27 protein-coding genes are annotated in these 23,721 nt (G+C 59.1%); 17 read left to right on the top strand and 10 right to left on the bottom strand.

Annotated elements, in window-relative coordinates:
* Window positions 1-36: 36 nt before the first annotated feature.
* From ACWKXT_RS10045 to fliE, 8 genes are read right to left on the bottom strand one after another with little or no spacing between them, the layout of a single operon-like run.
* Entirely contained in the window at window positions 37-444 is a 408-nt protein-coding gene (locus ACWKXT_RS10045) for a flagellar protein FlhE (protein WP_454532355.1), read from the bottom strand.
* Window positions 441-2,534 (bottom strand): flagellar biosynthesis protein FlhA, encoded by a 2,094-nt coding sequence (gene flhA / locus ACWKXT_RS10050; protein ID WP_454527886.1) that lies wholly within the window; start codon window positions 2,532-2,534, stop codon window positions 441-443. The genes ACWKXT_RS10045 and flhA overlap by 4 nt, the downstream gene beginning before the upstream one ends.
* Window positions 2,534-3,679: a flagellar biosynthesis protein FlhB gene (gene flhB / locus ACWKXT_RS10055; protein ID WP_454527885.1), complete on the bottom strand. Its 1,146-nt coding sequence runs from the start codon at window positions 3,677-3,679 to the stop codon at window positions 2,534-2,536. The genes flhA and flhB overlap by 1 nt, the downstream gene beginning before the upstream one ends.
* An 18-nt stretch (window positions 3,680-3,697) precedes the next feature.
* On the bottom strand, window positions 3,698-4,336 hold the full coding sequence (gene cheZ / locus ACWKXT_RS10060; RefSeq protein WP_454527884.1) for a protein phosphatase CheZ: 639 nt from the start codon (window positions 4,334-4,336) through the stop codon (window positions 3,698-3,700).
* A 5-nt stretch (window positions 4,337-4,341) separates the two neighbouring features.
* A complete protein-coding gene (gene cheY, locus ACWKXT_RS10065) occupies window positions 4,342-4,728 on the bottom strand; it encodes a chemotaxis response regulator CheY (protein WP_080329603.1) in 387 nt (128 codons plus the stop codon).
* Window positions 4,718-5,797: a protein-glutamate methylesterase/protein-glutamine glutaminase gene (locus tag ACWKXT_RS10070; RefSeq protein WP_454532356.1), complete on the bottom strand. Its 1,080-nt coding sequence runs from the start codon at window positions 5,795-5,797 to the stop codon at window positions 4,718-4,720. Before ACWKXT_RS10070 ends, cheY begins: the two co-directional genes overlap by 11 nt.
* The gene (locus ACWKXT_RS10075; protein ID WP_454527882.1) at window positions 5,794-6,648 is read right to left on the bottom strand and encodes a CheR family methyltransferase; all 855 of its coding nucleotides are present in this window, start codon (window positions 6,646-6,648) and stop codon (window positions 5,794-5,796) included. The genes ACWKXT_RS10070 and ACWKXT_RS10075 overlap by 4 nt, the downstream gene beginning before the upstream one ends.
* Window positions 6,649-6,664: 16 nt before the next feature.
* Window positions 6,665-6,988 carry a flagellar hook-basal body complex protein FliE gene (fliE, locus tag ACWKXT_RS10080; RefSeq protein ID WP_454527881.1) on the bottom strand — a complete coding sequence of 108 codons (324 nt, stop codon included), beginning with the start codon at window positions 6,986-6,988 and terminating at the stop codon, window positions 6,665-6,667.
* A 263-nt stretch (window positions 6,989-7,251) separates the two neighbouring features.
* Here fliE and fliF point away from each other — a divergent pair, with 263 nt between their 5' ends.
* The 13 genes from fliF to fliR all read left to right on the top strand — a co-directional run bounded on the left by fliF (window position 7,252) and on the right by fliR (window position 17,650).
* Window positions 7,252-8,931 (top strand): flagellar basal-body MS-ring/collar protein FliF, encoded by a 1,680-nt coding sequence (gene fliF, locus ACWKXT_RS10085; protein WP_454532357.1) that lies wholly within the window; start codon window positions 7,252-7,254, stop codon window positions 8,929-8,931.
* Window positions 8,931-9,917: a flagellar motor switch protein FliG gene (gene fliG / locus ACWKXT_RS10090; RefSeq protein ID WP_252002116.1), complete on the top strand. Its 987-nt coding sequence runs from the start codon at window positions 8,931-8,933 to the stop codon at window positions 9,915-9,917. Before fliF ends, fliG begins: the two co-directional genes overlap by 1 nt.
* Window positions 9,904-10,608, top strand: coding sequence for a flagellar assembly protein FliH (locus ACWKXT_RS10095; RefSeq protein ID WP_454532358.1), 705 nt, complete (start codon window positions 9,904-9,906; stop codon window positions 10,606-10,608). Before fliG ends, ACWKXT_RS10095 begins: the two co-directional genes overlap by 14 nt.
* A complete protein-coding gene (fliI, locus tag ACWKXT_RS10100) occupies window positions 10,605-11,969 on the top strand; it encodes a flagellar protein export ATPase FliI (RefSeq protein ID WP_454527878.1) in 1,365 nt (454 codons plus the stop codon). The genes ACWKXT_RS10095 and fliI overlap by 4 nt, the downstream gene beginning before the upstream one ends.
* A gap of 27 nt (window positions 11,970-11,996) precedes the next feature.
* Window positions 11,997-12,428 (top strand): flagellar export protein FliJ, encoded by a 432-nt coding sequence (gene fliJ / locus ACWKXT_RS10105; protein ID WP_454527924.1) that lies wholly within the window; start codon window positions 11,997-11,999, stop codon window positions 12,426-12,428.
* Window positions 12,425-13,468 carry a flagellar hook-length control protein FliK gene (locus tag ACWKXT_RS10110; protein ID WP_454532359.1) on the top strand — a complete coding sequence of 348 codons (1,044 nt, stop codon included), beginning with the start codon at window positions 12,425-12,427 and terminating at the stop codon, window positions 13,466-13,468. Before fliJ ends, ACWKXT_RS10110 begins: the two co-directional genes overlap by 4 nt.
* Before the next feature lie 129 nt (window positions 13,469-13,597).
* Complete coding sequence (locus tag ACWKXT_RS10115) at window positions 13,598-14,104, top strand: flagellar basal body-associated FliL family protein (protein ID WP_454527876.1); 507 nt, start codon at window positions 13,598-13,600, stop codon at window positions 14,102-14,104.
* Between the two features lie 5 nt (window positions 14,105-14,109).
* The gene (fliM, locus tag ACWKXT_RS10120) at window positions 14,110-15,102 is read left to right on the top strand and encodes a flagellar motor switch protein FliM (RefSeq protein WP_454527875.1); all 993 of its coding nucleotides are present in this window, start codon (window positions 14,110-14,112) and stop codon (window positions 15,100-15,102) included.
* A 7-nt stretch (window positions 15,103-15,109) separates the two neighbouring features.
* Window positions 15,110-15,493 carry a flagellar motor switch protein FliN gene (fliN, locus tag ACWKXT_RS10125; protein ID WP_041909256.1) on the top strand — a complete coding sequence of 128 codons (384 nt, stop codon included), beginning with the start codon at window positions 15,110-15,112 and terminating at the stop codon, window positions 15,491-15,493.
* Window positions 15,493-15,864, top strand: coding sequence for a flagellar biosynthetic protein FliO (gene fliO, locus ACWKXT_RS10130; protein WP_454527874.1), 372 nt, complete (start codon window positions 15,493-15,495; stop codon window positions 15,862-15,864). The genes fliN and fliO overlap by 1 nt, the downstream gene beginning before the upstream one ends.
* Before the next feature lie 29 nt (window positions 15,865-15,893).
* Complete coding sequence (gene fliP / locus ACWKXT_RS10135) at window positions 15,894-16,592, top strand: flagellar type III secretion system pore protein FliP (RefSeq protein WP_454527923.1); 699 nt, start codon at window positions 15,894-15,896, stop codon at window positions 16,590-16,592.
* 9 nt (window positions 16,593-16,601) lie between these two features.
* A complete protein-coding gene (gene fliQ / locus ACWKXT_RS10140) occupies window positions 16,602-16,871 on the top strand; it encodes a flagellar biosynthesis protein FliQ (RefSeq protein ID WP_041909262.1) in 270 nt (89 codons plus the stop codon).
* Window positions 16,871-17,650 (top strand): flagellar biosynthetic protein FliR, encoded by a 780-nt coding sequence (gene fliR / locus ACWKXT_RS10145; protein WP_454527873.1) that lies wholly within the window; start codon window positions 16,871-16,873, stop codon window positions 17,648-17,650. The genes fliQ and fliR overlap by 1 nt, the downstream gene beginning before the upstream one ends.
* A 3-nt stretch (window positions 17,651-17,653) precedes the next feature.
* Here fliR and ACWKXT_RS10150 read toward each other — a convergent pair whose 3' ends face one another.
* Entirely contained in the window at window positions 17,654-18,178 is a 525-nt protein-coding gene (locus tag ACWKXT_RS10150) for a hypothetical protein (protein WP_454527872.1), read from the bottom strand.
* A complete protein-coding gene (locus ACWKXT_RS10155; RefSeq protein ID WP_454527871.1) occupies window positions 18,144-18,965 on the bottom strand; it encodes a winged helix-turn-helix domain-containing protein in 822 nt (273 codons plus the stop codon). The genes ACWKXT_RS10150 and ACWKXT_RS10155 overlap by 35 nt, the downstream gene beginning before the upstream one ends.
* Before the next feature lie 455 nt (window positions 18,966-19,420).
* Here ACWKXT_RS10155 and ACWKXT_RS10160 point away from each other — a divergent pair, with 455 nt between their 5' ends.
* From ACWKXT_RS10160 to ACWKXT_RS10175, 4 genes are all read left to right on the top strand, one after another.
* A complete protein-coding gene (locus ACWKXT_RS10160; RefSeq protein WP_454527870.1) occupies window positions 19,421-19,912 on the top strand; it encodes a DoxX family protein in 492 nt (163 codons plus the stop codon).
* Window positions 19,913-20,025: 113 nt separating this feature from the next.
* The gene (locus tag ACWKXT_RS10165) at window positions 20,026-21,189 is read left to right on the top strand and encodes a methyl-accepting chemotaxis protein (protein WP_454532360.1); all 1,164 of its coding nucleotides are present in this window, start codon (window positions 20,026-20,028) and stop codon (window positions 21,187-21,189) included.
* Between the two features lie 19 nt (window positions 21,190-21,208).
* On the top strand, window positions 21,209-23,104 hold the full coding sequence (locus tag ACWKXT_RS10170) for a methyl-accepting chemotaxis protein (RefSeq protein ID WP_454532361.1): 1,896 nt from the start codon (window positions 21,209-21,211) through the stop codon (window positions 23,102-23,104).
* Between the two features lie 214 nt (window positions 23,105-23,318).
* A complete protein-coding gene (locus ACWKXT_RS10175; protein WP_454532362.1) occupies window positions 23,319-23,678 on the top strand; it encodes a hypothetical protein in 360 nt (119 codons plus the stop codon).
* Window positions 23,679-23,721 lie beyond the last annotated feature (43 nt).

Raw genomic sequence — 23,721 nt, forward strand, 5'->3', positions numbered from 1 at the left:
CATTCCATCAATGTGTTGTCGGGAAAAAGTAAATCGTCATTCCTTACCCCGATAACTCACCGTAATCTGATTACTCAGCACGGTCAGCGGCGTCTCGAAACGTCCCCCCGCGACGGAATAATATTCGAAACGAAACGGTCCGCCAGCGGGCATGCCGCGAGGCAGCGACCGTTCACCAGCAACACCGGGAAGCGTTATGCAACGTGCGGTGCTGCACAGGCGAATGCGAAACCCGACGGGGGTCAGGCCGTCCGTCTGAATCGTCCAGTTTACGTGCGTGGCTACCGCGCCTGCGGGCAGGGGAGAGGCGCTTTGCACCGGTTTGCTTTTCAGCACCTGCTGACCGCGGGTCAGCGTGCCGCCAAAGCTCTGACTGCTCCAGGAACCGTCCGCTGCGACAGCCAGCGGCGAAACCAGAAGCAGTGCAAGCGCTGCTCTCCTCATCCTTTGCCCCCAATCAGATACGTCATCCGCACGTTGCGCTGGGTATTGATCTCCTGGCTGGAGAGCACCGCCAGCTGCGGGAAGATGCGGCGCAGGTAGCGCGACAGCATCAGGCGCAGGGCCGGGTTCACCAGCAGCACCGGCGGCGCGCCCAGGCCTTCCTGGTGCTGCAGCGCCTGTTCGGTCTGCTTCATCAGGTTTTCAGCGATTCCCGGCTCAATCGCGCTGCCGCTCTGGGTCGCCTGCACCAGCAGCTGCTCCAGGGAAAGATCCAGACCAATCAGCTGAATGTCATCCTCGCCCGGGAACCACTGTTGAGTGATGGCTCGGGAGAGACGTGCCCGCACGCGGGTGGTCAGCTCGTCGGCATCGCTCTGGGCGGTGGCAAACTCCGCCAGCGTGTCGATGATGGTGCGCATATCGCGGATCGGCACGCGCTCGGCAAGCAGGTTCTGCAGCACCTTGTGCAGGGTGGTCAGGCTGATGACCGCCGGGATCAAATCTTCCACCAGCTTCGGTGAGTGTTTGGTGATCTGATCGAGCAGCTGCTGCGCCTCCTGGCGGCCAAACAGCTCTTCGGTGTGGGTGCTCATCAGATGGTTAAGGTGCGTTGCCACGACTGAACTCGGATCGACCACCGTGTAGCCCAGCGTCTGCGCCAGCTCGCGATGGACTTCGTCAATCCACAGGGCAGGCAGACCAAAGGTTGGCTCGGTGCACGGTGTGCCAGGGACTTCCCCCTCAGCACAGCCGGGGTTGATCGCCATCCAGCGGTCCGGCTGAACGTCGCCAGAACCAATCGTGACCCCTTTCAGCAGGATGCGATAGTGCGTCGGGGCCAGATCCAGATTGTCACGAATGTGCACAGCAGGGGGAAGGAAGCCCATCTGCTGGGCGAACTTCTTGCGAATGCCGCGCACGCGGGTCAGCAGCTGACCCTGCTGCTCGTGATCCACCATCGGGATAAGGCGATAGCCCACTTCCAGACCCAGAGTATCTTCCATGTGTACGTCGGACCAGGTGGCCTCATGCACCTGCGCAACCTCGGCTTCCGCCGCTTCGGCATCGGCCTGCGCACCACTGCTTTTTGTCACTTCACCTTCGCGGCCGCGCAGCCACCAGGCGACGCCCAGCAGCGCGGCGGTAAACAGCAGAAAGACAAAGTTCGGCATTCCGGGGATCAGCCCCAGCAGGCCAATCACGCCCGCCGCCAGCACAATCACGCGCGGGGAGGTGAACAGCTGGCCCACCATCTGCTCGCCCACATCCTGATCGTTGGCAACGCGGGTCACGACCACACCGGCGGCGGTGGAGATCACCAGCCCCGGGATCTGCGCCACCAGACCATCACCGATGGTCAGCAGGGTATAGGTCTCCCCGGCCACGCCCACGGACATGTCGTGCTGCATCACGCCGATCACCAGGCCACCGATAATATTGATGGCCATAATCAGCAGCCCGGCGATGGCATCGCCGCGCACAAATTTACTCGCACCGTCCATCGAGCCGTAGAAATCCGCTTCCTGCGTCACCTCTTTACGGCGGCGCTTGGCCTCTTCTTCGCCGATCAGTCCGGCATTCAGATCCGCGTCTATCGCCATCTGCTTGCCCGGCATGCCGTCGAGGGAGAAACGCGCGCCCACTTCCGCAATACGTCCCGCACCCTTGGTGATAACCATAAAGTTAATGATGATCAGGATGACGAACACAATAATACCGATGGCGAAGTTCCCGCCCACCAGGAAGTGGCCGAAGGCTTCAACGACCTGACCGGCCGCTTCGGAGCCGGTATGACCGTTCATCAGGATCACCCGCGTTGAGGCCACGTTCAGCGCCAGACGCAGCAGGGTGGAGAACAGCAGCACCGTCGGGAACGCCGAAAACTCCAGCGTGTTCTGGGTAAACATGGCGACCAGCAGGATCATGATCGACAGCACGATGTTGAAGGTAAACAGCAGATCCAGCACAAAGGTCGGCAGCGGCAGGATCATCATCGCCAGGATGGTCATGATCAGCACCGGTCCGGCCAGCACCTGCCACTGGGTTTCCTTCATGTTGGGTAATCGTAATTTGGTGGCGATATTGGCCATCACTCTCTACTCTCTTGTGCAAAATCCATCCCCGCCGGAACGGGAAGATCTTTAGGTGTCAGCGGACGCAGGCCGTAGCCTTTACGCCAGCGCTTAAGGCCATAAACCCAGGCCAGCACTTCCGCCACCGCGCTGTACAGCTCGGCGGGAACCGGTGTGCCGGGGTCACAATGGCGATACAGGGCGCGCGCCAGCGGCGGTGCCTCAAGCATGGGGACCCGGTTCTCTTCGGCCAGTTCGCGGATACGCAGGGCAATTAAGCCGCTGCCGCTGGCAACGACCATCGGCGCGCCCATGGCGCCTTCCTGATACTTCAGGGCGACCGAATAGTGGGTCGGGTTATTCACCACCACGTCGGCGGTGGGGACGTCGCTCATCATTCGCTGCTGCGCCATCTGACGCTGCAGCTGGCGAACGCGGCTTTTAATCAGCGGGTCGCCTTCCTGATTTTTGAATTCGTCTTTAATTTCCTTCAGACTCATGCGCAGCTTTTTGAAGTTGCTCCAGAGCTGGTAAACCACGTCGAACGCCACCATCGGGATCAGCGATAAAATAATGGCCAGCATGCAGCCCAGCAGCAGGGCGCTGATATCACTAAGCGCCATGCCGAGCGGTTCAAACATCAGGCTGATAAACTTCGCTTTGTTGAACCACAGGAACAGCCCGCCGCCGACCGCTGCCAGCGTGACCTTCAGAATGCTTTTCACCATCTCCGACACCATCTGCCCGGAAAACAGGCGCTTAATGCCGCTCAGCGGATTGAGCTTCTTCAGGTTAAATTTCAGCGCTTTGGCGCTCATGTTCAGGCCGCCAATGAGCGACGGCGTGGCGACGGCGGTAAGAAATAGCCCGCCGACGAACGGCAGCAGCGCCAGGAAGGCGATCCCCAACAGCGATGCCGCGTGGTGCAGCATCTGCTGCGGGTCGCTGACTAACAGCCGGTCAAACGTCAAACCGTTGTGCAGCAGGTGCTGCAGCTGTTTTGCCAGCCAGCCCCCCGCAACCATGATTAACCCCCAGCCAGCCAGCAGCATCAGAAGGCTCGTCAGCTCGCGCGAACGCGGAACCTGCCCCTCCTCACGCGCTTTTTGCTTTCGGTGGGGTGTGGGGTCTTCTGTTTTTTCACTGTCGTTTTGTTCTGACATACCCTTCGCCCGGCGGGATTAGAAGCCGAGAGACTCCAGCAGATCGTCCACCTGCTCCTGAGAGGCGACGATCCCTTCGGCGCGGGCATCGATTTGCGGACCATTCTTCAGATGCGCGTCACCCGTTTCGGCAATCACATCGCGCTCGCTCATGTTTTCCACCAGTACGCTGATAAGCTCCTTCTCGACGGTCTCGATAACGTGCATCAGGCTTTGCAGCACCTGCCCGGTGAGATCCTGGAAATCCTGCGCCATCATGATTTCGGTCAGCTGGCGGTTGGTTTGCTGGGTCACATCCGGCACCTGATGAAGAAAGGTGCGAGTGGCTTTGACCAGCTCGCGGGCGTCGTCCAGCGGCTGCGGATTTTCAAACCAGGCATCCCAGCGCGTGCTCAGCGCGGTAGCGTTTTCGCTCAGCCCTTCCTGCAGAGGACGCGCCACTTCCACGCTGGTCAGCGCGCGGTCGGCCGCCTGCGAGGTCTTGCCGACCACGTAGTTCAGGCGATCGCGGGTGTTTGGAAAGGCGTCTGCCACCTCCATGATGGCCTGTTCAAGACCAAGGTTGGCCATGCTGTCGCGCAGCAGACGGGTCAGTTGCCCGATGCGAACGAAAATCTCTGTGGCGTTATCCGCCTGCATGTTTAACGGGGTGTTCATAGGGGTTACCCGAGTTTTTCAAAGATTTTGCCGAGCTTTTCTTCCAGCGTGGCAGCGGTGAACGGCTTAACGATGTAACCATTGGCGCCCGCCTGAGCAGCGGCGATGATGTTCTCTTTCTTCGCTTCAGCGGTCACCATCAGCACCGGCAGTTTTGCCAGGGTGGCATCGCAGCGGATGGTTTTCAGTAGCTCCAGCCCGTCGACGTTGGGCATATTCCAGTCGCTGACGACGAAATCGAAGCCGCCGGCACGCAGTTTGTTAAGCGCGTCCTGACCGTCTTCGGCCTCGTCAATGTGCTTGTAGCCCAGATCCTGCAGCAGGTTTCGTACGATGCGTCGCATGGTGGCGAAATCGTCCACCACCAGAAAACGCAAATTTTTATCCGACATGGGGGGTATCTCCTGAACGTCGTGAGTCGGTCTTAGAAAGATTATGTTTATGAAAACTATCCAGTAAGCACTGGCTGATGTCGTCGAGATCGACGACCTTCTTCGCCGCGCCCAGCGCAATGGCTTCGCGCGGCATACCGAATACCACGCAGGTGGCTTCACTCTGCGCGAGGGTAAACGCCCCGGTCTGACGCAGGTGCAGCAGGCCGCGCGCGCCGTCCGCGCCCATGCCGGTCAGCAGGGCGGCGCTGGCGTGTTTGCTGGCCTGACGCGCCACGGAGTCAAACAGCACGTCCACCGAAGGCCGATGGCGATTCACCGGTGGGGCATCGCTAAGCCTGACCCGGTAGCCGTTCTCCTGGCCGACGATCTCCATGTGGCTGTCACCCGGCGCTATCAGGGCGCATCCCGGTTGTACCGGCTCGCCATCCCGCGCTTCACGCACGGCAATCTGACACAGCGAGTCAAGACGCTGGGCGAAAGAGTGGGTAAAACCAGCAGGCATGTGCTGAGCGATGACAATCCCCGGCGTGCTGACCGGTAATGGCATCAAAACCCGACGCAGCGCCTCCGTGCCGCCCGTTGAAGAGCCAATGGCGATGATGCTCTGCTGACGCACGGGAATACCGGCGAGGATCGGTCGGGCGGCGGGGCTGTGCTGCGCCAGTCTGGCGCGAGCGGCGACGCGGATCTTCTCCACTACCTGCTGGCTCCAGCTGTCGATATTCTCTGCCCCGCGGTGTTCCGGCTTGGGCAAAAAATCCACCGCGCCGTGCTCCAGCGCGGCCATCGTGGCTTTTGAACCACGGGTGGTCAGGGAGGAGATCATGATGACCGGCATCGGGCGCAGGCGCATCAGGCGGGAGAGAAACTCCAGCCCGTCCATCCGCGGCATGTCGATATCCAGGGTCAGCACGTCCGGGTTGAGCTGTTTAATCAGCTCGCGGGCAATAAACGCGTCCGGCGCCGTGCCGACCATTTCCATATCAGGCTGCTGATTGACTACCGCACTGAGCATGTTACGCATCAGGGCCGAATCATCGACCGCCAGCACACGAATTGCCTTCACCGTGTGGCCTCCGTCAGTTCATACACCGACTGTCCGCGCAGGCGCAGCGGAATATGGGCGTGGTTAAAATGTTCCGAATGACCCACAAACAGCAGGCCGCCCGGCTTAAGCAGGCGCGCAAAGCGCTGCAGCAGGCGCTGCTGCGTCGGCGCGTCGAAATAAATCATCACGTTACGGCAGAAAATGGCGTCGAATGGCCCCGGCACGGACCACTTCTCATCCAGCAAATTAAGCTGCTGATAGTGAATGGCGGACAGCAGCTCCCGTCTGGCTTTCACCCACTCGCTGTTATCGCCCGTACCGCGCAGAAAGAAGTGACGCTTTTGCGCCAGCGTCAGCGCGTCCAGATCGCTCAGCCGGTAAACGCCTGCTTCCGCTTTAGCCAGCACCTCGGTGTCGATATCCGACGCCCAGATGCGCGGCCCGGCCAGCGAAGCGCCCAGCTGCTCGTGCAGCGTCATGGCGATAGAGCAGGGCTCTTCACCCGTTGAGGCGGCGGTACACCAGACGCGGTAGCCCGACGCGCGCTGGCGCGCATGTTCCGCGAGGATCGGGAAGTGATACGCCTCTCGGAAAAAGGAGGTCAGGTTGGTCGTCAGCGCGTTGATAAAGTTCTGCCATTCCGGGTGCTCGGCATGCGACTCAAGCAGGCCGATATACTCGCTGAACGTGGCAAGACCCAGCGTGCGCACGCGACGGGAAAGACGATTAAAAATCATCTCCCGCTTTTGCGCGTTGACGACAATTCCGGCGCGCTTATAGATTAATTTCCCGACACGCTGTAATTCGCCGTCAGTCAGAGAAAGCGTATTCAGGGATAAGCGTGCAGAAGTGCTGATAATTTCACTCATAGAATAGGGGCAAACCTTAAACCGGTGTATTCATTATTTCCTGATACGCGCCGATCATTTTATTTCGCGCCTGCATACCAAAGCTGAATGAAATAGAAGACTTCTGCATCGCCAGCATTACGTCATTCAGAGCAATATCGTGACTTCCGGACATCCACTGCTGTGTTTTGCTCTTCGCCTCGACCTGGGTTTTATTTATTTCGTTAATGCTGTTAAATAAAACGTCAGAAAAAGAGGGCGTGTCGCCGCGGGATGTCTGGAGGCGATTCGACGAACCGCTGACCTGCTGCGCCTGAGTCTGTATTTGATCGAGTACGCCACGCATTAATGTCGCTGACATGTTCAATTCCTGGTAAATGGGATAAAAACCGCTGTTTGTTGCATATCTTTTAAACGTCGACAGCTTAACACGCGAATAAAAAGCTCAGAAAATCCAATAAGCCGTCAGAACTTTGAGCTTATTTATCCTTAAAAAAAACGCCTTTCAGACGATAATGCCCGCCTGAAAAATTCTTATATTTTTGAAATCGTCGACATCACTCTCGCGAATTTCGTGAGCTGACGCGCATCGCGGATGCGTGCTATTTCATACAGGAATACGGCATGAGTGCCACACTAAATGAGTTAACCAACAACCCGGCAGAGCGAATTAAATCAATACTGTCCTCACTTCGCAGCAGTCCAAAGCTTTTGCTGGTGATTTGCGGCGCTGCGGCGCTTTCCGTCATCATTGCGTTAATGTTCTGGGCAAAAGAGCCGGACTATCGGGTGCTGTTCAGCAATATCAGTGATGAAGAGGGCGGCGCGATTGTTGCGCAGCTGTCGCAGCTCAACGTTCCTTACCGTATCGACACGCCGGGCGGCGTTATTATGGTACCGGCTTCGCAGGTGCACGAGGTGCGCATGAAGCTGGCCCAACAGGGGCTACCGAAAGGCGGTTCGGTGGGCTTTGAGCTGCTCGACCAGGAGAAATTTGGCGTCAGCCAGTTTACCGAGCAGGTGAACTATCAGCGTGCCCTGGAGGGCGAGCTGGCACGTACCATCGAAAATCTCGGGCCGATCCAGAGCGCGCGCGTGCATCTGGCTACGCCGAAACCCTCAATGTTCGTCCGCGAGCAGAAAAAACCAACCGCGTCCGTCACCGTAAACCTGCTGCAGGGGCGTACCCTTGATGACAGCCAGGTGGTGGCTATCACCCATCTTATTTCCAGCGCGGTAACCGGGCTGGCAGCCGAGAGCGTGACCATTGTCGATCAGCGCGGCAACCTGCTGACCCAGAGCGGCCTGCGCGGCCTGCAGACGGCGCACCTGAAATATACCAACGAAATTGAAACCGACTACCAGCAGCGCATTCAACGCATTCTAGCCCCGCTGGTGGGGGATGAAAACATCCGCGCCCAGGTGACGGCGCAGATTGATTTCACCGAGCAGGAGCAGACCCTGGAGCAGTATCAGCCGAACAGCGATCCTGAAAAAATGGCGATCCGCAGCCGTCAGGCGAGCCTCTCAGAGCAGGGCAATCGCCGTGGCGCGGGCGGCGTGCCGGGAGCATTGAGCAATACGCCACCCGCACCGGCCACCGCACCGCTGACCCAGCCGCTCAACACGCCGGCGGATGACAAAAAAGAGAAAACCACCGGCAACGGGGCGAATCGCGAACCCGCACAGCCGTACAACAACCGCAGTGACGAGACCACCAACTTTGAGGTGGATCGCACCCTGACCCATACCAAATCCAGTACCGGACGTATCCAGAAGCTGTCGGTGGCGGTGGTGATTAACCACCTGCCGCAGGGCGAAGAGGGGAAGCCGGGGCCGATTAGCGAGGCTGAACTGACCCGCATTAACGCGCTGGTCAAAGAGGCCATCGGCTATAACGCCGCGCGCGGTGACAGCGTCAATATCCTCAATTCCGCCTTTAACGGCGTGGTGGAAGAGCCGGTTCCGCCGTTCTGGGAGCAGGATCGTTTCTACGCCCTGCTGATGGCGATCGCCCGCTACCTGGTGATTGCAATTATTGCCTGGGTCATGTGGCGCAAGCTGGTGCAGCCGGCCTGGATCCGCCACCAGGAGACCACTATCCGTCGTCTGGAGATGGAAAAAGAGGCGCGGGAAGAAGAGCTTGCCGCCCGGAAACGTGCTGCGGAGAAAAACAACCGCGACCGTGCCCAGCAGCGGGTGGATACGGAACTCAATGGTCAACAGCTGCGTGAGCTGGCAGAGCAGGAGCCGCGGGTTATCGCCCTCGTGATCCGCCAGTGGATGAGTAAGGAGCCTAAATAATGAATGCCTCAGAAAAAAGCGCCATCGTCATGCTGACGCTGGGAGATGTCCTGGCGGCGGAGGTGTTCAAACACCTCAACGCCCACGAGGTGAAGCAGATCAGCGCCTCGATGGTCAACATGGCAGGCTTTACTCACGATCAGATGGCGATGGTGCTGGAAGAGTTTAAGAAAGATTCCAGCGAATACGCGGCGCTCAGTCTCAACACCAACGACTATCTGCGCAGCGTGCTGGTCAAGGCGCTGGGCGAGGAGCGCGCCTCGTCGCTGCTGGAAGACCTGCTGGATACTCATCAGGGTACCAACGGCATTGAGACGCTCAACTTTATGGATCCACAGGCGGTGTTCGATCTTATCCGCGAAGAGCATCCGCAGATCATCGCCACCATTCTGGTACACCTCAAGCGTAACCAGGCGGCGGACGTGCTCGGTAAATTCGACGACCGCGAACGTAACGACATCATGCTGCGTATCGCCACCTTTGGCGGTGTACAGCCTGCCGCGCTGCAGGAGCTGACGGAAGTGCTGAACAACCTGCTGCATGGTCAGAACCTCAAGCGCAGCAAGATGGGCGGCGTCCGCCCGGCGGCGGAGATCCTCAACCTGATGAAGTCTCACCAGGAAGAGGCGGCCATCGAGGCGGTGCGCGAGTTCGACGGCGAGCTGGCGCAGAAAATTATCGACGAGATGTTCCTGTTCGAAAATCTGGTGGAAGTGGAAGACAGAAGCATCCAGCGTCTGCTGCAGGAGATCGAGAGCGAGACGCTGATCGTCGCGCTGAAGGGTGCCGACGAGCCGCTGCGCATGAAGTTCTTCCGCAACATGTCGCGCCGTCAGGCCGAGCTGATGACCGACGATCTGGCCTCCCGTGGGCCGGTGCGTCTGTCGCAGGTCGAAGCCGAACAGAAGACCATCCTCAACGTGGTGCGTCGCCTGGCCGAATCTGGCGAGATCCTGATTGGAGGCAGCGACGATGCCTACGTTTGATGAACATAACGCTACCGGATGGCGCACCTGGCAGCCGGAAAACCTGTTGGGAGAACCGCTGGAAACTCCGCTGCCGACGATGGACAACAGCCAGTCTGAGGCACAGCTGAAAGCCGAACTGGCCCGCCTGCGCAAGCAGGCGGAGCAGCAGGGGTTTGCCCAGGGGCAGCAGCAGGGGCAGGAAGAGGGCCGCAAGCAGGGCTATGAGGCGGGGCTGAAAGAGGGCCGCGACGCGGGTTTTGCCCAGGGGGTTGAACAGGCGCGCGTTGAGCAGCAGGCGCTGCTGCGCGAGGCTGAACTGTGGGTCAGCAACTTTAAGCTGGCGCTGGAAAACCTCGAAGGGCTGATCCCCGCCCGTCTGGTGCAGCTGTCGCTGACGGCGGTACAGCAGCTCTACGGCACCTCCCGCGTGGCGGATAACCATGCCCTGGTAACCCGGATCCGCAGCCTGATGCAGCAGGACGCGCTGCTGCACGGCACCGTCCAGCTGCACGTCAGCCCGGACGCCTTTGCGGACGTGCAGGCGGCGCTGGGGGAAATCCTCACTGCGATGGGCTGGGAACTGCACCGTGATGCCAGCCTGGCTGCCGGTGGCTGCCGGGTGGTCTCCCCGGACGTGGAGGTGGACGCCAGCATGGAAACCCGCTGGCAGGCGCTGTGCCAGCTGGCGCGCGAGGAGCTCTCGCAATGAGCCAGCAGCTAAAGCAGTGGCTATCGGCCCTTGATCGGGTGGAGGAAAAACTCGCTCAGGTACCCGAGTTTCGCCAGTACGGCAAACTGACGCGCGCCACTGGCCTCGTGATGGAGGCCGTGGGGCTGAAGCTGCCGATCGGCGCGCTGTGCATCGTTGAACGCCAGACCGGGCACGGGATTATTCCTGTAGAAAGCGAGGTGGTGGGCTTCAACGGCCAGACGCTGTTTCTGATGCCGCTGGAGCATGTCGATGGCATTCTGCCGGGGGCGCGCATTTACGCCCTGCAAACCGACAGCCACGCCGGTAAACAGCTGCCCGTGGGCCCGCATTTGCTGGGCCGCGTGCTGGATGCGCAGGGCCGACCGCTGGATGGCCGTCCCGCACCGGGAAAACCGGCGGCGGGGCTTTTTACGCCGACGCTTAACCCGCTGCACCGCGACCCGATCAAAACCGTTCTCGACGTCGGCGTGCGCGCCATTAACGGCCTGCTGACGGTGGGGCGCGGCCAGCGTATGGGCCTGTTCGCCGGTTCCGGCGTCGGGAAAAGCGTGCTGCTCGGCATGATGGCGCGCTTCACCACCGCGGACGTCATCGTGGTGGGGCTGATCGGCGAGCGTGGCCGCGAGGTAAAAGATTTTATCGAGAATATCCTCGGCGAGCAGGGGCTGGCGCGGGCGGTGGTGGTTGCCGCCCCGGCTGACGTGTCGCCGATTTTACGCATGCAGGGGGCGGTCTACGCCACCCGCATCGCCGAAGACTTTCGCGAGCGCGGCCTCAACGTGCTGCTGATCATGGACTCCCTGACGCGTTACGCCATGGCGCAGCGTGAAGTGGCTCTGGCGATTGGTGAACCGCCCGCGACCAAAGGCTATCCGCCGTCGGTCTTTGCCCGCCTGCCTGCGCTGGTGGAGCGGACCGGTAACGGCGTGAAAGGGGGCGGCTCGATCACCGCCTTTTATACGGTACTGACGGAGGGAGACGATCAGCAGGATCCGATTGCCGACTCCGCGCGGGCGATCCTCGACGGCCACATCGTCCTGTCGCGTCGTCTTGCCGAAGCGGGGCACTATCCGGCGATTGATATTGAAGCCTCGATCAGCCGCGCCATGACCGAGCTTATCCCGCACGCCCAGTACCGCAAGGTGCAGCGTTTCAAACAGCTGCTTTCCGCTTATCAGCGTAACCGCGATCTGGTCAGCGTGGGCGCATACGTCAAAGGAAGCGACGCCATGCTGGATCAGGCTATCGACAAATACCCTGCGCTGGAGACCTTCCTCCATCAGGCGATACACGAGCGCAGCGGCTATGACGACGCTATTCGCGCCCTGTCCGGGCTCTTTCCGGACATTAAGGACTAATCCGGAGGCGCGATGAAAAATAACCCCATGACCCGACTGCGCGATATGGCGCAGGAGACGTTAACGCAGACCACCCGCGCGCTGGGCGGCGCGCAGCAGCAGCTTCAGCAGGCGCTGACCCAGCGCGAACAGCTGCAGCACTACGAACAGGAGTACCAGCAGTCCCTGCGTCAGGGAATGATGGGCGGCGGTATGTCAGTGGCGGATCTGGTGAATCACCAGTCGTTTATTTTGTCGCTGAAGCAGGTAGTGAAGCAGCAGGAAGGCCACGTCAGCGCCTGCGAGCAGGCGGTCGACAAAGTGAAACAGAACTGGGTGCAGAACAAGCAGCGCCTGAACGCGTTTGAAACGCTAATTGAACGCCGGGCGACGGCGCAGGCGTTGGTTGAGAGCCGACATGAACAAAAGCTGATGGATGAATTTGCTCAGCGTGCCGGACAAAAGAGAGAAAGGCTATGAACATTGATATTGCCGCCCTGCTACTGGGCGGCGGAGCGCAGGGCAAACCGAAAGCCGGGTTGTTGTCTGAAGAGGAATTCGGCCCGGCGCTGGAGGGAAAGCTGGCGCAGCTGTTTACCGGTCTGGATCCGCAGGCGCTGGTCGCATTACCCGAGACAACGTTGCCGACCGGCATGCTGCCGGGGCAATTCGCGGAGAGAATTGACGAGAGTGAGGGTGAGGATAACGACACGCTGCTGATGACCCCGCCGGGGCTGGCGGAGGCGCTCACGGGCGTTGCTATCACCGAAGGCGAAGGGGAAGAGAGCCCGCAGTGGCAGCTCCAGCAGCTGGTCACCCGCAGCGTAACGGGTGCGGAGACGGCGACTGGCAAGCCCGCCGTGCGCGAAAAGCCGCTGGCGCAGGACGGTAAAGTAACGTCACCGCTGAGCGCGACGGAGAAAACGCCGCCGGTAGCAACATCCTCTGTGCTGGCGCAGCCAGTGCCAGCAACGGGTGAACCCGTCGCCGCGCCGGAGATGTCCGTAACCACAACGGCAGGCGCCGTGGCGCTGCCCGCCGCCGTGCGCACCAGCGTCGCACACGCGCCGCAGCAGGTGGTAACCGTCAATCACCCGCCGGAAACGCCGGAGTGGAAGCAGTCGGTCAGCCAGCATATTGCTATCTTTAGCCGCAACGGGCTGCACAGCGCGGAGATCCGCCTGCATCCGGAAGAGCTGGGATCCCTGCAAATCTCCCTGCGCATGCAGCAGGATCAGGCGCAGATCCATATCGTCAGCGAGCATGCCCACATTCGTCATGCTATGGAACAGGCCATGCCGCAGCTGCGCGCCGCGATGGCGGAATCGGGTATTCAGCTCGGCCAGGCGAACGTCAGCGCCGACGGGCAGCCGTTTGCCGCCGGTGAGCAGGGCGAAAACGCATCAGGCCAGGAACAGGCCGAACAGGAGGGGGAAACGCGAAAGATGGAGGAAGAGAGTGTGCCGACATTATTAACCACCACGCCGGGAAATATATACGGAATTAATACCTTTGCCTGAAGTCCTGAATTAGCTTCAGGAATGAAATTTTATCGCCTGATTATCAGGATGATTAAATGGACTACAATGTCCGCCATATTGACACGAGGGTAGTACGCTGCCTTCTCTTATTTATCAGGTGTACGTTCAATGAGTAATAAAAATAAAAAGGTCGCCAGCGGCGGAGGGGCTCGCTCGCTTCTGATGACGTTCATGTTTTTGACTGCCGTTGCGGCGTGCGGATTTTCCGGCTACCTGTTCTGGGAAATGAAATTCGCGAAGCCGGCTGAGGAGGTCGTGGAAGGGGAAGCGAAAAAAGCATCTGAGCCTGCGCAAGTCGAGCCGCTTTACGCCTCGATGAATACCTTCACCGTCAGCCTGAAGCCGACGGCGAATGAATCGGATCGCGTATTGTATCTGGGCTTGTCTATTCGGGTGGCTGAGCAGAAATCGCTTGCCGTTCTGGAAAAATATTTACCGGAATATCGCAGCCGCTTATTTATGTTGCTCACCCATCAGACCTATGAAGAATTAGCCACCGATGAGGGGAAACGCCGTCTGATAACCAATATTCAGAACGAGCTGGATAAACCGCTGGCGTTTAACCAGTCCATTCGCGTCACCGACGTCCTTATTAACGAATTTATTCTGCGGTAATTATTATGGCTGACAGCTTTTTATCACAGGATGAGATCGACCGCTTGCTTAACGCTGACGCTGAGAGCAGCAGCGATCTGCATAACAGCCGACCCGATGCCGGGATAAAACCCTACGATCCGAACACGCAGCGCAGGGTGATCCGCGAACGTCTGCATTCGCTGGAAATTATTAACGAACGTTTTGCCCGTCAGTTCCGTATGGGGCTGTTTAACCTTCTGCGCCGTAGCCCGGATATAACGGCGGGGAATATTAAGATCCAGCCGTATCACGAGTTTGCGCGTAACCTGCCGGTGCCGACAAACCTGAACCTGCTGCACCTTAATCCGCTGCGCGGTACCTCGCTGATGGCCTTTTCGCCGGGGCTGGTGTTTATGGCCGTGGACAACCTGTTCGGCGGCGATGGTCGTTTCCCGACCAAGGCCGACGGTCGCGAATTTACGCCCACCGAGCAGCGCGTGATCCACCGCATGCTGTCGATGGCGCGCGAGGCGTACGAATTTGCCTGGAGCTCAATCTACAAAATCAAAACGGAGTACATCCGTTCGGAAATTCAGGTGAAGTTCACCAACATCACCTCATCGCCTAACGATGTGGTGGTCACCACGCCGTTTTCGGTGGAGATCGGTTCGCACCGCGGGGAGTTCAATATCTGTATTCCCTTCAGCACCATCGAACCGCTGCGCGAGCTGCTGAGTAACCCGCCGATGGACAACTCCCGGCAGGAAGATACCCAGTGGCGCGGCCTGCTGGCCAGCCAGATGCGGGAAACGGAGCTGGAGCTGACGGCTCGCTTTGCGGATATCGGCACCCGTCTCTCCCGCGTGATGCAGATGAAAAAAGGCGACATTATCGCGCTGGATAAACAGGAATTTATCGAGGCCAGCGTGGGTGGCGTGCCTGTCTTCACGGCCCGCTACGGCGCCGTTAACAATCAATATGCCCTGAAGGTCGAGCAGATGGTTCAGCCTTCATTACTATCATTAAACAAGGAGTAATTTCCCCATGAGCGATATGAACACCTCATCGGGTTCTGACGATCAGTCCATTGATAATCTCTGGGGTGATGCAATGAGCGAACAGCACGCGGCGGGAATTACCGACACTATGGCTGCACCGCAATTTTCTGACGAGATGAACCTGATCCTTGATATCCCGGTAAAAATGACCGTGGAGCTGGGGCGCACCAAGATGACCATCAAAGAGCTGCTGCGCCTGAGCCAGGGCTCGGTGGTGTCGCTGGACGGTCTGGCGGGGGAACCGCTGGATATCCTGATTAACGGTTATCTGATTGCGCAGGGTGAAGTGGTGGTGGTCTCCGATAAGTTCGGTATCCGCATTACGGACATCATTACGCCGTCTGAACGTATGCATCGCCTGAGCCGCTAATGAACGCCACTGACTCCCTCCCGGCCACCGGCTCGGTGCTGATGACGGTTACCGGCGCGCTGGCCCTGATTATCCTGCTGATGGTGGTGATGGCGTGGGCCGCCCGCCGCAGCGGGCTGGCGCGTCGGCTGAACGATGCCCACGGCAACATGACGCTGGTGGCGACCCAGTCGCTGGGCCCGCGCGAGCGCCTGGTGCTGGTTGACGTGGGCGAGCAGCGGCTGGTGCTGGGGGTGACTGCCTCGCAAATTACCTGTCTCGCGACGCAGGCGCGTCCGGCGGATGCCCCGCAGACCACCGCGCCTGTGGCGGCGTTCCCGCTGATGCTGGAAAAGCTGCGCCAGAAGTATCGTCCGGGAGGTGAGCAGTGAAACGTCGTCTGCTGCTGGCGCTCGTCCTGATGTTGCCCGCCGCCGGTGCGCTGGCGGCCAACGGTGATATCACCCTCGGTAAACCGGCGGGGGAAGAGGGCTGGACGCTGCCGGTGCAAACCCTGCTCCTGCTGAGCGGTTTTACCTTTATCCCTGCCGTACTGCTGATGATGACCGGCTTTACCCGCATCATTATCGTGCTGGGGCTGATGCGTAACGCCCTCGGCACGCCCACTGCGCCGCCAAACCAGGTGCTGGTGGGGCTGTCGCTGTTTTTGACCTTCTTTGTGATGTCTCCGGTGTTCAGCCAGATCTACGAAAAAGCGTGGCAGCCGCTGCAGGAGAACAAGATCACCATGGAGGTGGCACTGGCGGAAGGGGTGAAACCGTTGCGCGCGTTTATGCTCGATCAGACCCGCGAAAGCGATCTGGCCATGTTTGCCCGTATCGCCAAAACCCCGGCTATCGCCTCGCCGGAAGAGGTGCCGCTCAGCATTCTGGTGCCGGCGTTTATCACCAGCGAGCTGAAAACCGCCTTCCAGATTGGCTTTACCATCTTTATTCCGTTCCTGATTATCGATCTGGTGGTCGCCAGCATTCTGATGGCGCTGGGGATGATGATGGTGCCGCCCACCACCATTGCGCTGCCGTTCAAGCTGATGCTGTTTGTGCTGGTCGACGGCTGGCAGCTGCTGGTGGGATCGCTGGCCCAGAGCTTTTACAGTTAGGAGACGACCATGACCCCGGAAAGCGTAATGGTGATAGGCATGCAGGCGATCAAAGTGGGACTGATGGTGTCGGCCCCGCTGCTGGTGGCTGCTCTGGTCACCGGTCTGATCATCAGTATTTTGCAGGCCGCCACCCAGGTCAATGAAATGACCATGACCTTCATCCCGAAGATCCTGATCATCGTTGGCGTGGCGGTCGCGCTCGGCCCGTGGATGATGAAAATCTTTATTGAATACACCCGCGCAGTCTTTGCCAGCATTCCATTTGTGATCGGCTGATGGCCTTCGGACTTCCTCTCGACCAGCTCTACGGGCTGGTCAGCCACTATTTTTTTATTATGGTCCGCATCGGGGCGCTGCTGCACGTCGCGCCGGTATTCGGTGAGAAGGCCATTAACGCCCGCTTACGCGCCTGCCTGGCGCTGCTGACGGCTATCCTGATCGGCGGCACGCTGCCTGACGCGCAGATAAGTCTCTACTCCTGGGAGGGGGTATGGGTGCTGGCGAAACAGGTGATTATCGGCGCGGCAATGGGGCTGACGCTGCAGCTGCTGTTTTCCGCCGTGCGCATGTCCGGTGAAATCATCGGGATGCAGATGGGACTCTCATTCGCCACCTTCTTCGACCCCGGCGCCGGTAACAGCCCTGTGATCTCGCGTTTTCTCAACCTGCTGGTGACGCTGCTGTTCCTGGCGTTCAACGGCCATCTCTGGCTGCTGGCGCTGCTGGCGGAAACCTTCCAGACACTGCCGGTTGACGCAACGCCGCTGCACGCGGGCGGGTTTATGTATCTGGTCACCCATGCGGGGATGATCTTCAGTCAGGGGCTGATGCTGGGTCTGCCGGTCATTGCGCTGCTGCTGTGCATCAACTTTATCCTCGGGCTGTTAAACCGCCTGACGCCGCAGCTCTCCATCTTCGTGATTGGTTTCCCGCTGACGCTCACCTTCGGCATGCTGGCGCTGTTCCTGATTGCCGAAACGCTGGCACCGTTCTTTGAGCGCCTGATGTCCCTCGGGTTTGAAACCCTTGCCGGGCTGATTCAGGCGCTGGTCTGATTATTAATTCATGCAGGCAATACGGGCGACGGTCTCCGTGCCGGAGGCGAGCACTTTGTCGTCCAACAGATAGACGGTGCTGGTCGCCACTTCACCCGGTTTGATTTGCGGAAAGATATAGTCGGTCACGTCTTCATCCGAGCTCTGGCCGCCGAGCTTGCGGTGCTGGCTGGTAACGGTCAGATGGAGCCGCTTGCCCGACACGTCAACGTCGTAACGCACTTCGCGATTAACGGCTTTGGGAAGCCCGTCGCGTTTGCCATCTTTGAAATGGCTAATGCTGCCGATGTAGGTGGTATGCCCGTTAAACAGGCCGTCACGATACGAGCGGTAAATGCCGCGCGCCAGCGTCGCGTTGTTGTCGTCCTCGATAATGTAATACGAGGTCGGGGCAATACAGACCGCCTTGTAGGGTGAGGTGTATAGCCCGTACAGCATCATGGCGCCGGTCCCGATCGCCACGCCGCCTAAAAACAGCAGCGTAATCGGCGATTTAATAATGGCGAAAATAGAACGATTCGCAGTCATTCCCTGAATCCTTAAAGGGTTGTTGGCAGGCAATAAGCCCCTGGAATTTACTCATCTTTTCCGAGCCCGTCGTGACATACAGCACGGCTGCGGGCTTCTCGTCAGTACGGCGCGCCAGCACATGGCGGGTGTAGGTTTGCAGCGTGGACTCAATCAGGGCGGTCTGTGACTGCTTGTCCTGCTGAACCATCACTTCAGTGCCGGGCGGCACGCCGGGGCCATTCCAGCGCACAAAGTGCACCGGCTGCGGGCTAAAGTCGACAATGCCGCGCAGGAGGAGCGCAATCACCAGACCCACGAGCAGGCCGCTGAATGTGGCGCAGCTCTTTTGCATTAGCGTGCTGCGGGCACGGGGCGGGGGGGACATAACAGTTGGCGGGGCCTCTGGCACATCGGCCTGCACGGGGGGCTCCGGCTGCCCAATGGCTTCCGTCTGCGTCACAGGCGGCTGTTCGCTCGCGGTTTCCCGGACGATCAGGCGATAGCCGCTGCGCGTCACGGCGATGAGCGTGATGGCGTCCTGCAGGTTTAGCTGGGCGAACGCGCGGCGTAGCTTGGTGATCATCACCCGCACGCTGTTGTCGGTGACTTCCACTCCGGCGCTGCGCCAGCCGATCTCCATTAACTGTTCCTGGGACAATACCTCTCCCTGCGCTTCCACCAGTGCGGCCAGGCACAGACATGCGCTTTGGGGAAGCGTGACGGTTTCTTGCGTATCCGTACGGGCAAGCGTACGAGTCTGCATATCCAGCGTCACTGACGATCCAATCGCGATAATGTTTAGCATAGTTATTTGATTCTTCTGGTGTATTGGGTATCGCTTCTGGCTAATGTAATTAATAGTAATGAAAGCACGTTATTGCTAGCCGGGAGCCAGAGCGACATGCTTTTTATGTCTTACGTCGTCTTTTTGCAACCATTATGTCAAAACAGCCTTAACGCTTTTAAGGTTATTAATCGCGGTATTTTAACCACATCAAAAATGGTGTTTTTGGTGATTTAACTTTAATCATATTAAAACCAATTGCTTACAAATTCAGCGTGGTGTGCGAGAGTTTTACAGCGTTGATAATGAGACGCTGTTATTACTTTGGATTAATGATTTTTAATCTTTGTCACGTTATTAATTGTGCCGGAAATGAGGGCGCTGCGGTTGCGAACGAGGTCCGCGAATTTATACTGCGTAAAAGTCAGGTGATTGAATTTATTAAACAGTATTCATTTTCTTTACAAGGATGATCGATGTTCTCTCTCAAGCGTTTAATGCATACGTCCGATATGCCGGCGATGTTTCCCGTATTTATCTGCCGCCTGGTATTGGGCGTATTTTTCTTTACCGCCGGGTTTAATAAGTTATTTGTTCCCGAGAACCAGCTGCTGATGGTTGATACGATGCACGATGCGGGGATCCCTTTTCCGGTCATCATGGCTGTAGTCGTCGCGTTCCTGGAGTGCAGCATGGGGCTGCTGCTGACGCTGGGGCTGCTCAGCCGCGTCAGCGCGCTGGTTCTGATGATCATCAGCAGCGTGGCGCTGGTCACTATCGGCATTTACACCATTCCGCGCGGGCTGAATTTGATTTCCTGGCTGAGCTGGCTGTTTTATCTGCCCGAGACGCTCTATATCGTGCTCTGCCTGTTCCCGTTGACCTGGGGTGGCACGCTTTGCAGCCTTGACGGATGGCTGGTTAAACGCTGGCAGAAGGTGCGCAAAATTGTTTTTGTTGAGGGTTAACAGAAGTGCGCGGTTATCAACGCTTTGAAGAGCATATTTCCTGACCCCTGCATAATAAAATAGCCCTGTAGAGGCAGCGTTGTGCTGCCGTTAAAAGAACAGGCGCTGATGTCATGGTTTTTATTGTCATACTGGTCGTTATTTTCATTACCCTGGTGATTCTGGTGCAGGCGGGCGTCATGCCGTGGTTTATTCGCACGGAGGGGCAGCGCCTGCGCACGCAGGTGGATGCCCTGGCGACCCAGCTGCGTGAGCAGCTTGACCGCGTTGAAGCGCAGCAGCGCTCAATGACCGAAAGCGTAGTCACCCTCAAAAGCTTTGCGCTGGACAAAAGCGCCCCTGGCGATACGGATATTGCCGACGAGACGGGCAGCAGCCGTCAGTTCCTCAATTCGCTGGTCAAAGAGACGGGCGAACGGCTTGGCGGTCGCGCCTGGATCGTGGACGACACCGGACGCATCATCGGCGATGCCGCCGGTGCGCCGACGGTGCAATCCCTCAACGATACCGATCTGCCGATGGCGGTACCGCTGCGCGCGCTGCTGGCCCAGTCGGGTGGGGGGCTGCGCCACACCCAGTTTCGCAGCGCCAGCGGCGAGCATACGCTGGTGGTGATGCCCATTCCGGACAGGCCGTGGCTGCTCGCCCTTGACGTTCCCACCCGAAGAATGGGTGAACGTCCGGGTATTCTTCTGCACAAGCCGTGGCCGCTGGCGGCCTTGCTGCTGGTCTCCACGTTGACCCTGCTGCGCAGCCTGAACCTGCACCTTTCCCGCCTCAACGAAGAGCTCCCGTCGCAGTTGAAAACCGAGCAGGGGGCGCACTTGCCGCCGCTGATGAAGGAGATCGGCGAGCAGGTGATCGCCATCGCCCAGGCAGCCAACACGGTTGCTGAGGAAAACGAACGACTCCTGCGCGTACCTGAAGCGAACGCCAATATGCTGGCGGTGCTGAGTGAAAGCGCCACGAGCGTGATTCGGGCGCTGAACACCCTGCACGACGCCGCGCTGAACATTGCCGACAGCAGCGGCGCACTGGTGCAACTGGCCAGCCGCGCCTACAGCTATTCGCTGCATAACGAAGAGGGCGTTTTCGCCGTGGAGTCGCGCAACCTGGCGAGCCGCTGCGCGCGTTCGTCGAAAGAGCTTCGGGCGCTGGTTGACGATGCGATGATGCAGGCGCAGAACGGCGCAGCGTCGGTGGCGCAGAATAACAGCGTGCTGATTGAAGAAGTCTATACGGTGGCAAACACCTTAATTCACCGCAACAGCGGATAAACAACGAGAATTTCCTGTTATGTTTTCTTCCCTTCAAAGCAGGGCCATTGTGCTGGTCTCGGCTTTCTTTATCTTACTGACCCTCATTACCCTTTGGGTGGTTATGCATTTTATTGCGCCCGCGCTGTTGAAAGACGAGTACCGGCGCGTGCACTACCAAATTAACGAACACACTGCCGCCGTGACGCAGCTCATGTCACGCGTTGAGGCGCAACAGCGTGGGCTGACGGAGACCGTGGCGCAGCTCGACAGCGCGCAAATAGACCGTCTGCTTCCCGCCCTGGTTAACCAGAACGGTGACAGCACCCTGTTTGGCGGCGGCGTGTGGCCGCTGCCGGGGAAGCGCGAGCCGGGAGTGGAGAAACACAGCACCTTTTATGCCCGAGACAAGCAGAACCAGCTGCAGCTGAACACCACGTGGAATCAGCCTGATGCGCCCGCGTACTGGCAACAACCGTGGTTTAAGGCCGGGATGCGTGCGGCAAAGGGGCAGTGCGCGTGGGCCGACGCCTATATGGACGCCGCCAGCCCGCAGCCGCGAACCAACTGTGCGATGCCTCTCTGGCGTGACGGTCAGCTGTGGGGCGTGGCAACGCTGGACGTGACGCTGGGCTTCTTTAATCAGCTGGCGCGCAAGATTGCAGAGCCCCTGCAGGGCGGCGTGCTGATTGTCGAGGCCAACGGCAAAATTATTGGCTACAGCCGTGCCACCGACACCACGCCGAAGCTGACAAATATTAATGACCTGCCCGGACATGAGATCGCTATTCTGCAGGAGATGCTGGCGCAGTCCAGCGGCGGCTACAGCGAGCGGACCTACGACGCCGACGATGGCGAACACACCATTTTTGTCTCTCCCATTGCCGGCAGCCCGTGGTTTGTGGCAACCGACACCCGGAGCCATCTGCTGAGCCAACACTCCCGCACCCTCCTGCAGCGCCTGGGGATGGTACAGATCCCACTGCTGCTGTTGCTGGGCGTGGTATTGATTCTGACCGTGCGTTTCATGATGCGTAACCTCCAGACCGTGAGCGATCGTCTGGCCGCATTATCTGCTGGCGGGGCCGACCTGACCCTCCGTCTGCCGGAGAGCCGCACCCGGGAGCTGAACGCCATTGCCAATAATGTGAATACCTTTATGCACTATCTGCAGGGGTTGTTACAGCAGGTGGGGACGAGCACGCGCGCGATTGCGGCGGCCTCTCATCAGATTGCAGACGGCAACCTGGCGCTCTCGTCACGCACGGAAGAGCAGTCCGCCTCCCTGACGCAGACGGCGGCGTCGATGGAACAGATTGCCGGTATCGTGGGCAATAACGCGGACAACGCGGAACATGCCGACCGGCTGGCGACGCAGGCGGCCACGGTCGCGCAGCAGGGTGCCACGCTGATGAATGCCGCGGTGGAGAAGATGAATCATATCGAAGCGTCATCTCTACGCGTAACCGACATCGTCGGGGTGATCGACGGCATTGCGTATCAGACCAATATCCTGGCGCTGAATGCGGCGGTTGAAGCGGCACGCGCGGGCGAGCAGGGGCGCGGCTTCGCCGTGGTGGCATCCGAGGTGCGAAGCCTGGCCCTGCGCTCTGCCAGCTCGGCGAAGGAGATCCGCCAGCTGATTAACGACGCGGTCACGGGCGTGCAGGACGGCAGCCGTCTGGTGCAGCAGGCCGGGGAAACCATGAACACGCTGGTGGGCTCGGTTAATGAGGTTTCAGCCCTGATGGAGCAGGTCAAAACCGCCAGCCGTGAGCAGAGCGTCGGTATTGAGCAAGTTAACGTGGCGGTCTGTCAGCTTGAAGGCGCCACCCAGCAGAACGCCACGTTGGTGGCGGACGTGTCGACGACGGCGAGGGCGATGGAGGAGCAGGCCGCGGAGCTGGAAAGCGTGGTGAAGCGGTTTAAGGTGTGATGCGGTGCGCCCTGCCAGTATTGCCCGGCCGCGCTGCGCTTGCACGGGCCTACGATGACGGGGCGACAGGATTGATGCCCGATCAAATGGAGGTAGGGTAAGCGCAGCGTCACCCGACGAAAATCATCGATGTTTTACACTCTCAGCCCTCCCTGGTGGAGGGCTTTTTGTTACCTGCTACCTTAGTCAGGTAACGTTAAGGAAGAAGAAAGCTATGAATTGTAAAGCAATATATGGCCTGTGCACGGCCCTTGCGCTGGTCGGCTGTACCGAGCGTGTTACGGGAACCCCCACGGCTGGCGAGCCGGATCTCTACGCTCTGAACATGCAATGCAGCGATAAGAGCGGCGAAAATCGTCTTGTCAGAATGTATTCAAAAACCGAAACGGTGATGTTTGACGGCACAACGTACCACTTTGTTGAACCCACGGGGCCAAAGCACAATCCTTCGCAGATGGCCTTCAGCAGTGGAGAGGGAACCCTTGAGTTCGACATGGGCAAACAGGGGTATATCGCACTGGTGCAGAAGAAGGGCGGGAAGTCGCAGGCTTTTAAATGCCAGACCGTGAAATAAAAAAAGCCCTCCGCCAGGGAGGGCAACCGCGCGTGAGGCACGC

The organism is Enterobacter sp. UPMP701, assembly GCF_053709515.1.

Excerpts from the sequence above, each read along its gene's own strand:
- ACWKXT_RS10045 (WP_454532355.1), bottom strand. The coding sequence starts at position 444 with ATGAGGAGAGCAGCGCTTGCACTGCTTCTGGTTTCGCCGCTGGCTGTC.
- flhA (WP_454527886.1), bottom strand. The coding sequence starts at position 2,534 with ATGGCCAATATCGCCACCAAATTACGATTACCCAACATGAAGGAAACC.
- flhB (WP_454527885.1), bottom strand. The coding sequence starts at position 3,679 with ATGTCAGAACAAAACGACAGTGAAAAAACAGAAGACCCCACACCCCAC.
- cheZ (WP_454527884.1), bottom strand. The coding sequence starts at position 4,336 with ATGAACACCCCGTTAAACATGCAGGCGGATAACGCCACAGAGATTTTC.
- cheY (WP_080329603.1), bottom strand. The coding sequence starts at position 4,728 with ATGTCGGATAAAAATTTGCGTTTTCTGGTGGTGGACGATTTCGCCACC.
- ACWKXT_RS10075 (WP_454527882.1), bottom strand. The coding sequence starts at position 6,648 with ATGAGTGAAATTATCAGCACTTCTGCACGCTTATCCCTGAATACGCTT.
- fliE (WP_454527881.1), bottom strand. The coding sequence starts at position 6,988 with ATGTCAGCGACATTAATGCGTGGCGTACTCGATCAAATACAGACTCAG.
- fliF (WP_454532357.1), top strand. The coding sequence starts at position 7,252 with ATGAGTGCCACACTAAATGAGTTAACCAACAACCCGGCAGAGCGAATT.
- fliG (WP_252002116.1), top strand. The coding sequence starts at position 8,931 with ATGAATGCCTCAGAAAAAAGCGCCATCGTCATGCTGACGCTGGGAGAT.
- ACWKXT_RS10095 (WP_454532358.1), top strand. The coding sequence starts at position 9,904 with ATGCCTACGTTTGATGAACATAACGCTACCGGATGGCGCACCTGGCAG.
- fliI (WP_454527878.1), top strand. The coding sequence starts at position 10,605 with ATGAGCCAGCAGCTAAAGCAGTGGCTATCGGCCCTTGATCGGGTGGAG.
- fliJ (WP_454527924.1), top strand. The coding sequence starts at position 11,997 with ATGACCCGACTGCGCGATATGGCGCAGGAGACGTTAACGCAGACCACC.
- ACWKXT_RS10110 (WP_454532359.1), top strand. The coding sequence starts at position 12,425 with ATGAACATTGATATTGCCGCCCTGCTACTGGGCGGCGGAGCGCAGGGC.
- ACWKXT_RS10115 (WP_454527876.1), top strand. The coding sequence starts at position 13,598 with ATGAGTAATAAAAATAAAAAGGTCGCCAGCGGCGGAGGGGCTCGCTCG.
- fliM (WP_454527875.1), top strand. The coding sequence starts at position 14,110 with ATGGCTGACAGCTTTTTATCACAGGATGAGATCGACCGCTTGCTTAAC.
- fliN (WP_041909256.1), top strand. The coding sequence starts at position 15,110 with ATGAGCGATATGAACACCTCATCGGGTTCTGACGATCAGTCCATTGAT.
- fliO (WP_454527874.1), top strand. The coding sequence starts at position 15,493 with ATGAACGCCACTGACTCCCTCCCGGCCACCGGCTCGGTGCTGATGACG.
- fliP (WP_454527923.1), top strand. The coding sequence starts at position 15,894 with ATGTTGCCCGCCGCCGGTGCGCTGGCGGCCAACGGTGATATCACCCTC.
- fliQ (WP_041909262.1), top strand. The coding sequence starts at position 16,602 with ATGACCCCGGAAAGCGTAATGGTGATAGGCATGCAGGCGATCAAAGTG.
- fliR (WP_454527873.1), top strand. The coding sequence starts at position 16,871 with ATGGCCTTCGGACTTCCTCTCGACCAGCTCTACGGGCTGGTCAGCCAC.
- ACWKXT_RS10150 (WP_454527872.1), bottom strand. The coding sequence starts at position 18,178 with ATGACTGCGAATCGTTCTATTTTCGCCATTATTAAATCGCCGATTACG.
- ACWKXT_RS10155 (WP_454527871.1), bottom strand. The coding sequence starts at position 18,965 with ATGCTAAACATTATCGCGATTGGATCGTCAGTGACGCTGGATATGCAG.
- ACWKXT_RS10160 (WP_454527870.1), top strand. The coding sequence starts at position 19,421 with ATGTTCTCTCTCAAGCGTTTAATGCATACGTCCGATATGCCGGCGATG.
- ACWKXT_RS10165 (WP_454532360.1), top strand. The coding sequence starts at position 20,026 with ATGGTTTTTATTGTCATACTGGTCGTTATTTTCATTACCCTGGTGATT.
- ACWKXT_RS10170 (WP_454532361.1), top strand. The coding sequence starts at position 21,209 with ATGTTTTCTTCCCTTCAAAGCAGGGCCATTGTGCTGGTCTCGGCTTTC.
- ACWKXT_RS10175 (WP_454532362.1), top strand. The coding sequence starts at position 23,319 with ATGAATTGTAAAGCAATATATGGCCTGTGCACGGCCCTTGCGCTGGTC.